Source organism: Pantoea sp. EABMAA-21 (assembly GCF_030053335.1).
GTDB lineage: Bacteria > Pseudomonadota > Gammaproteobacteria > Enterobacterales > Enterobacteriaceae > Pantoea > Pantoea communis.
The window spans coordinates 197,202-209,924 of sequence record NZ_JASGBX010000005.1 but is presented as its reverse complement, the minus strand read 5'-3'; the positions used below and the strand labels follow the sequence as shown (position 1 = coordinate 209,924).

General features: G+C 54.5%; 10 protein-coding genes. 7 read left to right on the top strand and 3 right to left on the bottom strand.

Going from position 1 to position 12,723, the window contains the following annotated elements; all coding sequences use genetic code 11:
- Window positions 1-176 precede the first annotated feature (176 nt).
- From phoB to proY, 6 genes are all read left to right on the top strand, one after another.
- Window positions 177-866 carry a phosphate response regulator transcription factor PhoB gene (gene phoB / locus QMZ65_RS09805; RefSeq protein ID WP_100702243.1) on the top strand — a complete coding sequence of 230 codons (690 nt, stop codon included), beginning with the start codon at window positions 177-179 and terminating at the stop codon, window positions 864-866.
- A 15-nt stretch (window positions 867-881) separates the two neighbouring features.
- Window positions 882-2,192, top strand: a complete 1,311-nt coding sequence (gene phoR, locus QMZ65_RS09800) for a phosphate regulon sensor histidine kinase PhoR (RefSeq protein ID WP_097117511.1) — start codon at window positions 882-884, stop codon at window positions 2,190-2,192.
- 92 nt (window positions 2,193-2,284) lie between these two features.
- Window positions 2,285-3,205: a PstS family phosphate ABC transporter substrate-binding protein gene (locus tag QMZ65_RS09795; RefSeq protein ID WP_045833908.1), complete on the top strand. Its 921-nt coding sequence runs from the start codon at window positions 2,285-2,287 to the stop codon at window positions 3,203-3,205.
- Window positions 3,206-3,378: 173 nt separating this feature from the next.
- Complete coding sequence (locus QMZ65_RS09790) at window positions 3,379-4,482, top strand: cobalamin-independent methionine synthase II family protein (RefSeq protein ID WP_160834003.1); 1,104 nt, start codon at window positions 3,379-3,381, stop codon at window positions 4,480-4,482.
- Between the two features lie 402 nt (window positions 4,483-4,884).
- Entirely contained in the window at window positions 4,885-6,204 is a 1,320-nt protein-coding gene (gene brnQ / locus QMZ65_RS09785; RefSeq protein ID WP_160834002.1) for a branched-chain amino acid transporter carrier protein BrnQ, read from the top strand.
- 67 nt (window positions 6,205-6,271) lie between these two features.
- A complete protein-coding gene (gene proY / locus QMZ65_RS09780; RefSeq protein ID WP_283215912.1) occupies window positions 6,272-7,627 on the top strand; it encodes a proline-specific permease ProY in 1,356 nt (451 codons plus the stop codon).
- Between the two features lie 127 nt (window positions 7,628-7,754).
- On the opposite strand, the gene QMZ65_RS09775 is transcribed toward proY, so the two are convergent.
- The 3 genes from QMZ65_RS09775 to QMZ65_RS09765 form a co-directional block, all read right to left on the bottom strand.
- The gene (locus QMZ65_RS09775) at window positions 7,755-9,707 is read right to left on the bottom strand and encodes an acyltransferase family protein (protein ID WP_160834000.1); all 1,953 of its coding nucleotides are present in this window, start codon (window positions 9,705-9,707) and stop codon (window positions 7,755-7,757) included.
- Window positions 9,708-9,989: 282 nt separating this feature from the next.
- Complete coding sequence (locus QMZ65_RS09770; RefSeq protein WP_097117506.1) at window positions 9,990-10,799, bottom strand: inositol monophosphatase family protein; 810 nt, start codon at window positions 10,797-10,799, stop codon at window positions 9,990-9,992.
- 164 nt (window positions 10,800-10,963) lie between these two features.
- Window positions 10,964-11,545: an ACP phosphodiesterase gene (locus QMZ65_RS09765; protein ID WP_097117505.1), complete on the bottom strand. Its 582-nt coding sequence runs from the start codon at window positions 11,543-11,545 to the stop codon at window positions 10,964-10,966.
- 105 nt (window positions 11,546-11,650) lie between these two features.
- On the opposite strand from QMZ65_RS09765, the gene queA reads away from it, so the two are divergent.
- Window positions 11,651-12,721, top strand: coding sequence for a tRNA preQ1(34) S-adenosylmethionine ribosyltransferase-isomerase QueA (gene queA, locus QMZ65_RS09760; protein WP_283215911.1), 1,071 nt, complete (start codon window positions 11,651-11,653; stop codon window positions 12,719-12,721).
- Window positions 12,722-12,723: the final 2 nt, after the last annotated feature.

Here is a 12,723-nt window from a genome sequence, read left to right as displayed (position 1 = left end):
GCGAAGGCGAATTATAACCTCTTCAGATCGCAAAGAAAAAAAAGCGATAGTCGTTGTCACATTTCTGTTTTATCACTATCTATCATAGGGAGGGTTTTTCATAAAAGTGTCATAAAACTGACGCATAATGGCGCCGCAAATCCCAGTGACCTATTGTCACAAAAGCAGGAGTTATAATGGCTAAGCGCATTTTGGTTGTGGAAGACGAAGCTCCCATCCGTGAAATGTTATGTTTCGTGCTGGAACAGAATGATTACCAGCCTATTGAGGCAGAAGACTATGACAGCGCGATTGGTAAGCTGATCGAACCCTGGCCTGATTTAATTCTGCTGGATTGGATGTTGCCTGGCGGCAGCGGTATTCAGTTTATTAAACATTTGAAACGTGAAGCCATGACGCGCGACATCCCGGTGATGATGCTGACGGCACGCGGTGAAGAAGAAGATCGCGTACGCGGTCTGGAAGTCGGCGCCGATGACTACATCACCAAGCCTTTCTCACCGAAAGAGCTGATGGCACGTATCAAAGCGGTGATGCGCCGTATTTCACCGATGGCGGTGGAAGAGGTGATTGAGATGCAGGGTCTGAGCCTCGATCCTTCCTCGCATCGCGTGATGTCGGAAAGTACCCCGCTGGAAATGGGACCCACCGAATATAAATTGCTGCACTTCTTTATGACGCATCCGGAGCGTGTTTACAGCCGTGAACAACTGCTGAACCACGTATGGGGCACCAACGTCTACGTTGAAGATCGTACCGTTGATGTGCATATCCGTCGTTTACGTAAAGCACTGGAAGTAACTGGCCACGATCGCATGGTTCAAACCGTACGCGGAACAGGGTATCGTTTCTCTGCCCGCTACTAAACGGAGTCTTTTACCGTGCTGGAACGACTCTCCTGGAAGAGATTATTGACTGAGCTGGCGCTGGTCTGTTTGCCCGCGCTGGTGCTTGGTCTGTTGTTCGGTTATCTGCCCTGGCTACTGCTGATCGCGGTGTCAGGTGTGATGTTTTGGCACTTTAGAAATCTGATGCGTCTGTCGCACTGGCTGTGGGTCGATCGTTCTATGACGCCACCCGCCGGGCGCGGTAGCTGGGAGCCCTTGTTCTACGGCTTGTACCAGATGCAACTGCGTAACCGCCGTCGTCGTCGTGAGTTGGGTAACCTGATTAAGCGCTTTCGTAGCGGCGCCGAATCCCTGCCCGATGCAGTGATCCTGACCACCGAAGAGGGCACCATTTTCTGGTGCAACGGGCTGGCACAACAGCATCTTGGGCTGCGCTGGCCGGAAGATAATGGCCAGAACATCCTCAATTTACTACGCTATCCTGAGTTTTCCCGCTATATCCGCCAACGCGATTTTGACAAGCCGCTGACGCTGGTGCTGAACAATCAACATCATATGGAATTCCGTGTGATGCCCTACAGCGAAGGGCAGTGGTTGATGGTGGCGCGCGATGTCACCCAAATGCACCAGCTGGAAGGGGCGCGGCGTAACTTCTTTGCCAACGTCAGTCATGAACTGCGTACGCCGTTAACGGTGCTACAGGGCTATCTGGAGATGATGGACGATGCGACGATGAACGAGCGCACGCGCGGCAAGGCGTTGCATACCATGCAGGAGCAAACGCGTCGCATGGATAGCCTGGTGAAACAGTTGCTGACCTTGTCGCGTATCGAGGCCGCACCGGCTATCGATCTCAAAGAGACGGTGGATGTTCCGGGCATGCTGCAACTGTTGCAGCGCGAGGCGGAAACGCTGAGCCAGGGGCGACACAGCATCCATTTCCGCACCGATCCGCACCTCAAAGTCTTCGGTAATGATGAACAGCTGCGCAGCGCCATTTCTAATCTGGTGTACAACGCGGTGAATCACACGCCGGAAGGGACGCGCCTGGATATCAGCTGGCTGCGCACCAAAGAGGGCGCGGAGTTCAAAGTGTGCGATAACGGACCGGGGATCAGCGAGGAGCATTTACCGCGCCTCACCGAGCGTTTCTATCGGGTGGATAAAGCCCGATCGCGCGCCACCGGCGGCAGTGGCTTAGGGCTGGCGATCGTTAAGCATGCATTGAGTCACCATAATGCACGGCTGGAAATCACCAGTATTCCGCATCAGGAAACCTGTTTTAGGTTCGTGCTGCCGCCACGTTTGATTGTGGCGAAGAGCGTGCACAGTAAGGTCAGTTAAGCACGATGAAGTGGCGCAATTGATTGCGTGATGAATCGCGGCGCGACAGAATGTGCAGTTCAATGTTCCTGACCTGATTTGCGGAAGACCTGATGAGATCGCTGTTGCTGTTCACGTTGCTGCTGTGCTCTACGCTGGCACAAAGCCAACAAACCATGCTCACCGGCAATTTGAGCAGCGTCGGTTCCGACACCCTCGGCTATCTGATGACCTTATGGGGCGAGGATTTCAGCCGCCAGTCACCGGGCGTTAACGTTCAGGTACAGGCGGCTGGATCCTCAACCGCACCCACCGCGCTGGCGGCAGGCGCTGCCCAGCTCGGGGCGATGAGCCGCCCGATGCAAATTGATGAACGCCAACTGTTTACCACGCGCTACGGCTATCCCCCGCTGGCGGTGCCGGTGGCGATGGATGCGCTGGTGGTGGTGGTCAATCAGGACAACCCGCTAACGCGTATCGATCAACCGCAACTCGATGCCCTTTTCTCTGTCACTCGTCTGTGTGGTGCGCACTCGGTGCCGCAGCACTGGGGCGATCTTGGCCTCAACCAGGGAGATTGGGCGCGACGCAGTATTCAGCGTTTTGGCCGTAATTCGGCATCAGGTACCTGGGGCTTCTTCAAACAGCAGGCGCTGTGTAAAGGGGATTTCCGCTCAGACGTCGCGGAGTTTCCCGGCTCGGCGGCGGTGGTGCAGGCCGTCGCGGCAACACCCAACAGCATTGGTTATGCCAGTTTTGGTTTTCACTTAAGCGGCGTGAAGATGGTGCCCATCGTCACTGCCAGCGGTGATAGCGTGATGCCGGACGCCGAAACCATTCGCAGCGGCCGCTATCCGTGGTCGCGTCCGCTCTATATTTACGTCAATAAAGCGCCGGGCAAACCGCTGCCGCCGCTGGTGAATGCGTTTCTGCATCAGGTGTTATCACCTGAAGGGCAGCGCCGAGTAACTGAAGCCGGTTATTTGCCACTTTCCGAAAGCCAGATGGCCCAGGCACGTGCCGCCATTGAGTAAAATGGAAGAACGAGCACCCGATCATGAATTTTATTCACGTCACCTGAATTTTCTTCCATTGCCCAATTTGTTTCAGCATGTCACTATTTATGGACATTTAGCCATCCAGATGGCTATAAATAACCGGGTGAAATTATACCCTGACGCAATTATGCGTTTAGCCAGGAGTGAACATGCCACAACAACAACCGTTCCGTGCCGATACCGTCGGCAGTTTTCTGCGTCCTGCGGCGATCAAGCAAGCGCGCGTGCAGTTTGCCAATGGCGAGATCACGGCTGAGCAGCTGCGTCAGGTAGAAGATAAAGAAATCCGCCACGTGGTCGAGCAGCAGCGCGCCAACGGCCTGCAAGTGGTCACCGACGGCGAGTTCCGTCGCGCCTGGTGGCACTTTGACTTCTTTGGCGATCTGCAAGGCGTTGAGCTATTTGAAGCGGAGCAGGGCATCCAGTTCAACGGCGTGCAAACCAAAGCGCACGGCGTGAAAGTCACCGGCAAGGTGGCCTTTAATCCACATCACCCGATGCTGGATCACTTCCGCTTCCTGAAAAGCATTGCGGGCGACGCCGTGGCGAAAATGACCATCCCAAGCCCAAGCGTGCTGCACTTCCGTGGTGGCCGTAAAGTGATCGATGCCACCGTCTATCCCGATCTGAAAGCGTACTTTGCTGACCTGGCGCAGACATACAAAGATGCGATCGCGGCTTTCTACGCGGCGGGCTGCCGTTTTCTGCAGCTGGATGACACTGTTTGGGCTTACCTGTGCTCTTCGGATCAGCAGCAGCAGATCCGTGAGCGCGGTGAAGATCCGCAGGAACTGGCGCGTATTTACGCTGAGGTGCTGAACAAAGCGCTGGAAGATAAACCAGCTGACCTGACCATTGGTCTGCATGTGTGCCGCGGCAACTTCCGCTCAACCTGGATTTCCGAAGGTGGCTATGAGCCGGTGGCCGAGATTCTATTTGGTCAGGTGAATATCGATGCTTACTTCCTCGAATATGACAACGAGCGTTCCGGTGGTTTTGAGCCGCTGCGCTTTATCAAACCCGGCCATCAGCAAGTGGTATTGGGTCTGATCACGACTAAGAACGGTGAACTGGAAGATCCGGAGCAGGTGAAAGCGCGCCTGCAGGAAGCTTCTCAGTTTGTGAGCCTGAACCAGATTTGCCTCAGCCCACAATGTGGCTTTGCCTCGACAGAAGAGGGCAACAGCCTGACGGAAGCGCAGCAGTGGCAGAAGATTCGTCTGGTGGTCGATATCGCCAATCAGGTGTGGTGATGCTGTAAACTTGTGCAAACAGGCGCGTAAATCGCGCCTTTTGTGCATTTAAGAGCCCGGTTTTGCGAGGAGATCTCCCGTGATGCGGAAACTTTAAGCAAATCATCTGAGGTGTTTTCACGCTATTCCACGCTGATAAACTGCTTTGCGTCACTTTCTTGTTATATCCTTCTGGTTTTCCGATCCCGTATTGCCTTTCTTCGCTATAAACGTTTTAATTTGCGCCGTTGTCGATTAATCCCTCTGCGAACAGAAGAAAAGTAGATTAAATCACCTGCGCTTTAACGATTAGGCCCGCATAACGCTCTGAACTCATCAGATAAGCCTTTGTTTTTGTGCATGCAGAGGACAACACGCACTCAACTTCCACCGCAACATCAGCTACAGGCAGTACAGAAGTTTATGACACATCGTTTAACCTCCAAGGATATCCTGGCGCTGGGCTTCATGACGTTTGCCCTGTTCGTAGGCGCAGGAAACATTATCTTTCCACCGATGGTGGGGATTCAGTCTGGCGAACACGTCTGGGTTGCCGCTTTCGGCTTTCTGATTACGGCCGTTGGCTTGCCGGTGATGACCGTTATCGCACTGGCGCGCGTGGGCGGCGGCATTGATGCCCTCAGCTCGCCGATTGGTAAAGCCGCAGGTCTGTTGCTGGCAACGGTTTGCTACCTGGCGGTCGGTCCGCTGTTTGCTACGCCGCGTACGGCGACCGTGTCGTTTGAAGTGGGGATTGCTCCGCTGACTGGTGATGGCGCGCTGCCGCTGTTTATCTACAGCCTGATTTATTTTGCGCTGGTGATTGGCATTTCCCTGTATCCTGGCAAATTGCTGGACACTGTCGGCCACTTCCTCGCTCCGCTGAAAATCGTGGCGCTGACCATTCTCGGTCTGGCAGCACTGCTGTGGCCGGCCGGTGGTATCGCGCCTGCTACGGCTGATTACCAGCGTGCGGCCTTCTCCAGCGGCTTCGTTAACGGCTATCTGACGATGGATACGCTGGGTGCGCTGGTGTTTGGTATTGTTATCGTCAATGCGGCACGTTCTCGCGGCGTTGAAGATGCGAAACTGCTGACCCGTTACACCATGCTGGCGGGCGTGATTGCCGGTGTTGGCTTGACGCTGGTTTACCTGAGCCTGTTCAAACTCGGTTCTGGCAGTGCTGGCCTGGTTGATCAGAATGCCAATGGTGCAGCGATTCTGCATGCGTATGTGCAGCAGACCTTTGGCGGCATGGGCAGCTTCTTCCTGGCAGCACTGATCTTCGTGGCCTGCATGGTGACGGCGGTTGGCCTGACCTGCGCCTGTGCGGAATTCTTTGCGCAATACCTGCCGTTGTCGTATAAAGCGCTGGTGTTTATTCTGGGTCTGTTCTCCATGGTGGTGTCGAATCTCGGCCTGAGCCACCTGATTCAGATCTCGATTCCGGTGCTGACGGCGATTTATCCACCGTGCATCGTGCTGGTGGTGCTGAGCTTCACCCTGAAATGGTGGAATAAGAGCACGCGTATTATCGCGCCAACCATGCTGGTGAGCCTGCTGTTTGGCATCGTTGATGCCATCAAAACCACCAATTTTAAAGATGTGCTGCCGCTTTTTAGCCAGCATCTGCCACTGGCCGATCAGGGACTCTCCTGGTTGCCGCCATCGCTGGTGATGCTGGTGATTGCCGCGGTGGTCGATCGGGCAAAAGGACGCGAACAGGTCGCTGCCCACTCGTAATCGACATTGCTGTTAATTTCAACCACGGGCTTGCCCGTGGTTTTTTCATTTACAAGGTATTGGTGTTATGCAAGAAACCAACAAGCTCAAACGCGGACTGAGCACGCGCCACATCCGTTTTATGGCGCTGGGATCGGCAATCGGTACCGGGCTGTTTTACGGCTCGGCGGATGCGATCAAAATGGCAGGCCCCAGCGTGCTGCTGGCGTACATCATCGGCGGTGCGGTGGCGTACATCATCATGCGTGCCTTGGGTGAGATGTCAGTGAATAACCCGCAGGCCAGCTCGTTTTCGCGCTACGCGCAGGACTATCTGGGGCCGTTAGCAGGTTACATCACCGGCTGGACCTACTGTTTTGAAATCCTGATTGTGGCGATTGCCGACGTGACGGCTTTTGGTATCTACATGGGCGTGTGGTTCCCGGAAGTACCGCACTGGATTTGGGTGCTGTCGGTGGTGCTGATTATCGGTGCCATTAACCTGATGAGCGTGAAGGTGTTTGGTGAAGTCGAGTTCTGGTTCTCCTTCTTCAAAGTCGCCACCATTATCATCATGATCATCGCCGGTTTTGGCATGATTTTCTGGGGCATCGGCAACGGCGGTCAGCCTACGGGTATCCATAACCTGTGGACCAACGGTGGCTTCTTCGCTCACGGCATTGTCGGTATGCTGCTGTCACTGCAGATGGTGATGTTTGCCTATGGCGGCATTGAAATTATCGGTATCACCGCCGGTGAAGCGGAAGAGCCTGAGAAGTCGATTCCACGCGCCATTAACTCCGTTCCGCTGCGTATTCTGGTGTTCTATGTCGGCACGCTGTTTGTCATCATGTCGATCTATCCGTGGAACCAGGTCGGCACCTCCGGCAGTCCCTTTGTGCTGACTTTCCAGCATCTGGGCATTGCAGCGGCGGCATCGATTCTTAACTTCGTGGTGCTGACGGCGTCACTGTCGGCGATCAACAGCGATGTGTTTGGCGTCGGGCGTATGCTGCACGGCATGGCGCAGCAGGGCCATGCGCCGAAGATGTTCCAGAAGGTCTCGGATCGCGGGATTCCTTGGGTCACCGTGCTGGTGATGATGGTGGCGATGCTGATCGCCGTGTATCTCAACTACCTGATGCCGGAAAAAGTGTTCCTGGTGATCGCGTCGCTGGCGACCTTCGCCACGGTGTGGGTGTGGATCATGATTCTGCTGTCGCAAATCGCGTTTCGCCGCAAAATTGGCATAGAGCAGGCGGGTAAACTGCAATTCGCCCTGCCTGGCGGCAGCAAAACCGCCTGGTTTGGCGTGGCTTTCCTGGTGTTCATCATTGCCTTGATCGGTTATTTCCCTGACACGCGCGTGTCGCTGTATGTTGGCTTCGCGTGGATTGTGCTGCTGTTGCTGGCCTGGCCGCTGGCGAAAAAGCAGAAAGCCTGATCATTCTGATGCGCATAACGGGTGGGATGTTTGCCCGTTAAGCGTGGAAGGATAGGTAGTGTTCAGGGCGGGAGAGATTCCCGCCCTGAGCTTTTAAGTATGATGAAAAGCGCAGGCCGAAGCACGACTACCAATTGCTACCCAACGCAATCTCTCCGCCCGCCGGGCTCAGGTGATTGTCATCATAATAGAGCGGCAATCCTCCGCTGGTGATCAAACAGCCCTGCTCATTACACAGATTCTCTCGCAGCGATAACACGCGTACGCCTTGTTGCTTATAGCGCTGCAATAATTTCTCCACGGCCTCTTCCGGGAACTGGAACAATCTGGTGCGCTCAGAGAGCAGCGGCGGAGCTTCCCACTTGCTCAGCCAGGCGCTCAATTCGCGACGAATCGGGATATTACGGTTATTGCTGTAGCGCAGCGGGTCAACGTCCACTGAAGGCGCATCCTCTATTACCGTGACCTTTTTGCCCGCCTGAGTCAGCTGAGCCACCACGCGATCCATACCCGCTTGCAGCGCCTCAAGATTACTCTTTTCAGGATGATCGGTTTCGCGGAAACCGGCACCGGGCAACAGGCTCATACCCGATGCCCAATAGGCGCTGATCACCACTTCGTCCACCTTGTCGCTCAGCACCATCTTCAGCACTTCCTGATTAAAAGTGATGCATTGCTGCGCATGATGTGGCATTTGGCTCACCACGCGCGTGGCACCAATCAGAAACGGGCAGGAGGCTTTGGTGAGTTGATACAGCGGTTTATGCTGACGTTGTGCATAGCCCGACACCGAAGCACGCAGTGCGGCAGCGTGACTGTCGCCAATTAAGGCGATACCGGGGCGATCGGTGTTTGGATGACACTCCTCATGCCTGGAGGGCAGGTTTGCCCCGTAATCAAGCAAGCACGGATTACGCTGCGCCGAAATTTTCCAGCTGTCCGCATTCACGACGAGTTCACTAACCCGCGATTTCATGCCTCCGGTTTGCCACAACAGTAGCATCGCACCCGCCGCAATCAGGGAAGAGGCACAGTAGCCGGGGATCACCCAACGCGTGCCCATGCGCGTCTGGCGGAAGGGCTGCTCGACAAAGCGCCAAGAAAACCAGGCCAGACCCAGCGCTGCGCCGCAGATCATCAAACCTTGCCAGACGGTAAGGGGGTGATCGCTACAGATGCGCGCCAGACTTAGCAGCGGCCAGTGCCACAGGTACCAGGAATAAGAGATCTTGCCGATAAAGCGCATCAGCGGATTTTCTAACAGTAACTGGTTAAGCTCGCTGCGCGCACCGATCATCAGGCAACCCGCCAGCACGGGAATGATCGCCAACCAGCCCGGAAATTGGCTATGGCTACTAAGCAACAGGCTGGCGGAGATAATCATCATCCAACCCAGCAGATTGAGCAGGCTGGCCGCTCGGCCGGTGAGGGGTTGTGGTTTCCACAGCGCCAGCAGCACACCGGCACCGAGTTCCCAGGCGCGGGTTGGCAACAGATAAAAGGCGTGGGTGGTGGCAAACGGTGTGATCCCGATACAGGCCACCAAAGAGATCACACTCAGTATCAGTACCACAGAGCGCATCGAACGTTTGAGTCGTACGGCCAAAAGCAGAATGAATGGCAGCACAATATAGAACTGTTCTTCTATTCCCAATGACCAGGTCATGAGCAGGGGATTTAAATCGGAATCGGTACTGAAATAGTCACCGCTCTTGAGTAGCAGCATATTGGGTACGGCGATAAATACCGCCAGGCTGTATTTGGCCAGCTGGCTGAACTCTAGCGGTGAGAGCAGGATGAAGCCCAGTAGCAGCAATATCGTCATCATGAAAAATAACGCGGGAGCGATACGTTTAATGCGGCGTAAATAAAATTGATAAAATGAGAAGTGACCCTCGGATATTTCCTTGCTGATAATACCGCCGATCAGAAAGCCGGAAATAACAAAGAAGAGGTCGACACCAATAAAGCCACCCTGCAGCGAGGTGACGCCGGAGTGAAAGAGTACCACCAGAATGATGGCGACGGCGCGCAGGCCGTCAATATCCGCCCGATAACGGTGAGAGGCATTCGCAGTCATAATTTAACCCAGAAGTTAGGATAAGAATGGTTATGCGTTCCAGAAAAAATAAATCGGCGCATCCTGTCGCCGAAAAAAGTTACAAAGGAGAAAAATGGGTATTACAAGGGATGATTGACGCTGACAGAATACGCGCTTTTAGCCGCTAAATATCAGGGCGGAAGAAAATTAGAATAATCGCAGATTAAGGTGGTATTTGTATTTACACCGCTGAAGCATAAATAGCGAAAAGATAAGCCCGGATTATCCTTCAGGCTTATCTTTCATGATGTGGTGAATCGGCTACAGGCTGATATGCGCGGGTAACAGTGCTTTGAGCTGAGGGTAGATAACGCTATTGGCGAGCAGCACAGGATTGCCCTGCTGCAGACCGTTGTGACCAAGGTAATCATTGGTTATGCCGCCGGCCTCACGCATCAATACAATACCGGGTAAACCGTCCCACGGATTCATATGCGCTTCGTAATAACCAATTAAACGACCAGCGGCGGCCCAGGCACTCATTAATGCGCCAGAGCCATTACGGATGAACATCCCGCCCTGTGACAGCAAGCCACCAATAAAGGCTGTTAGCGGTTCTACCGGTTGGCTGTTGGAACTACTAATGCCGAGCACGCCCTGATTGAGATGCTGAGCGCTGTGCGCCTGAATACGTTTTTCGTTAACCCATGCGCCTTTACCACGGCAGGCGTGGAAGGTTTCATGATGGTTGGGATCGCAGACCACGCCAATTACCGGCTCATTTTCACAGACAATCGCCAGTGACACGCACCAGTTATGTAATCCATTCAGGAAGTTACTGGTGCCATCAATCGGGTCAATCACCCAGACAAAGCGCGCACCTGTAGTTTCACCACCGCTCTCTTCACCCAGCACGGCGTCATCGGGAAAGCGTTCGTAAATCAGGTGCTTGACCAATTCTTCCACGTTGCGGTCGGCTTCGCTAACCACATCCTGTAAATCCTTTTTATGCTCAATCACCAGTTGATGACGCTGCTGATACCAGGATAAAGCGCGGCTGGCTGCAGTTTTAGCGACATCACAGGCAAAGTGATAACGCGCGTCAAGTTCGGTTAGCGTAGCTGATGACATCTTTCCCTCTTATCATTTTCTGACAAACGAAGTGACAAAAAACGCCGAAACAGGCGACCTGGCGGTGTGACCTACTTAACAAAAGTTAAGAAAGGTTTCATTAAGCCGCAGATGAGTGCGGCTGGCAAGAGGCGTAAATGCTGGGATTGTGAAAAAAAGCGGGTTTAGAGTTGCTGGTGGCGCGCAGCGTCCATCAGGCGCGGATAGAACTGGAAGAACAGCGGTTCAAGTTGCTGATAATGATCGACAAAATCCTGATAGGAGTCGCGCAGTGCTGCCAGACGCGGGCGGCGATGTGCCATACCGCTCAATACGCGGGCCAGCCGCGTTGGTTCGGCATAGTGCTCAAACCAGCGCTCGCGCCACATCACCGAATTGAGTTCGATGAATCCTTCTGGCGTGCCGGGCAGTTGCGGCATGATTTCACGCTCGGCTGCCGCCGTGAACGCGACCAGCGATTGGGAAGGGTGCAGCTGGTCCCAGTGCAGCGCGAGGAAATGATCCCAGATGACATCCAACGTGATGGGCGCAACGCGACGAGTTTCAGCGCGAAAGAATTGCCGCGCTTCACGCACTTCCGGCAGGTTATCCGTCAAAACATCCAGTCGGCGATGCATAGCGATGCCCGCCACAACCGGTTCCGGCCATTGCGATTGCACATTGCCGCGCACGAAGTCGGCCATCAGATTGCCCAGCAGGGAGCTGTCTGCCAGCTGTGCGAGGTGAAGGTGAGCGAGAAAGTTCATGGCGCATTATAGGCAGAATCACAGATATGCAGCCAGTTGTTCAGAATTTGCCGCTTTTCCGCTAAACTATGCCGCCTGTTTTTTGAGTCCTGAAAGAAGTGATGCATGCGTGTAGCCGATTTTGCTTTTGAGTTGCCAGAATCTTTGATCGCCCACTATCCGCAGGCGCAGCGCAGCGGTTGCCGCTTGCTGGCGCTGGATGGCCCAAGTGGGGCGTTAAGCCATGAAGTGTTTACCAACGTACTGGATAAACTCAATCCGGGCGACCTGCTGGTGTTTAACAATACCCGCGTTATTCCGGCGCGTGTCTTCGGCCGAAAAGCCAGTGGCGGCAAAATCGAGATGCTGGTGGAGCGCATGCTGGATGACAAACGCGTGCTGGCGCATGTGCGTGCCTCGAAAGCGCCGAAGCCGGGTGCAGAGCTGCTGCTGGGCGATGACGAAAGCGTCAAAGCCACCATGGTCGCGCGCCACGATACGCTGTTTGAAATCGAATTTGCCGATGACCGCGCAGTGCTGGATATCCTTAACAGCGTCGGTCATATGCCGCTGCCGCCGTATATTGATCGTCCGGACGAAGAAGCGGATCGCGAACTTTATCAAACCGTTTACAGTGCGCGTCCGGGTGCGGTAGCCGCACCGACCGCCGGTTTGCATTTTGATGAACCGTTGCTGGACGCGCTGCGCGCGAAAGGCATCGAAATGGCATTTGTCACGCTGCACGTTGGCGCAGGTACCTTCCAGCCGGTGCGCGTCGAGAACATCAATGACCACATCATGCACTCTGAGTATGCCGAAGTGCCGCAGGATGTGGTGGATGCGGTGCTGGCGTGTAAAGCGCGTGGCAACAAAGTGGTCGCGGTGGGCACCACCTCCGTGCGTTCTCTGGAGAGCGCGGCGCAGGCGGCTCAGGATGCGCTGATTGCACCCTTCTTCGACGACACGCAGATCTTCATCTATCCCGGCTATCACTATCAGGTGATTGATGCGCTGATCACCAACTTCCATCTGCCGGAATCGACGCTGATTATGCTGGTGTCAGCATTTGCCGGTTACAAAATTACCATGGCGGCTTACCAAAGCGCGGTGGCAGAGCAGTACCGTTTCTTTAGCTACGGGGATGCCATGTACATCACCCGTAATCCACAGGCTCCTGACGAAGTGGTTGGAGCTTAATA